The organism is Massilia sp. TSP1-1-2, assembly GCF_049896185.1.
Taxonomy (GTDB): Bacteria; Pseudomonadota; Gammaproteobacteria; order Burkholderiales; family Burkholderiaceae_D; genus Telluria_A.
In genome coordinates, this window is the sequence record NZ_JAFCTU010000164.1 from 1 (window position 1) to 762 (window position 762).

General features: G+C 61.9%; 1 protein-coding gene and 1 pseudogene. Both read left to right on the forward strand.

Annotated elements, in window-relative coordinates; all coding sequences use genetic code 11:
• On the forward strand, positions 1 to 480 hold a 480-nt coding region (locus ACP7BV_RS27485), incomplete at its 5' end, for a DNA translocase FtsK (RefSeq protein ID WP_426108085.1).
• An 82-nt stretch (positions 481 to 562) separates the two neighbouring features.
• A pseudogene (locus ACP7BV_RS27490) lies at positions 563 to 762 on the forward strand (outer membrane lipoprotein chaperone LolA); the annotation flags it as partial.

The window sequence follows — 762 nt, forward strand, 5'->3', positions numbered from 1 at the left end:
CCGCGACTCGAAGAAAAAGCAGATGTGGCTCGAACCATTCTCGACCAGATGGGCGCGGAAGCCTTGCTGGGCATGGGCGACATGCTGTACATGCCGCCCGGTACCGGCTTGCCGGTGCGGGTGCACGGCGCTTTCGTGTCCGACGAGGAAGTGCACCGCGTCGTCAAGCACCTCAAGGCCAATGGCGAAGCCAACTACATCGAGGGCATTCTCGAGGGCGGCACGCTCGAAGGCGAGGGCGGCGCCGATGGCGCGCCGGCCGGCGAGGCCGGTGGGGAAGCTGATCCGATGTACGACCAGGCGGTCCAGGTGGTGCTCAAGAACCGGCGCGCGTCGATCTCGCTGGTGCAGCGGCACTTGCGCATTGGCTACAACCGCGCGGCACGTTTGCTTGAGCAAATGGAAAATAGCGGCGTGGTTTCCCAGATGCAATCAAACGGCAACAGGGACATCCTGGTGCCGATCGCCAGCGCAGAATAAACCTTCACGTGTGCACGGATTGCCCGCCCAACCGTTAGTTGAGCAGGGCAACTGTGCCGCAGCATTCAACAAGAAAGGCAATATGCAAAAATTACTGAAAACAACACTGGGCGCTCTTGCGCTGAGCCTGGCCTTTGCCGGCGCCGCGCATGCTAGCGCACTAGCGCAATTCAAGAGCTTTGCCGCCAGCACCAAGGCCGCGCGTGGCGAATTTACGCAGCGCCAGGTCAAGAAGACCGACGGCGGCAAGTCGGCCGCGCCGTCAACCGGCACGTTTGTGTT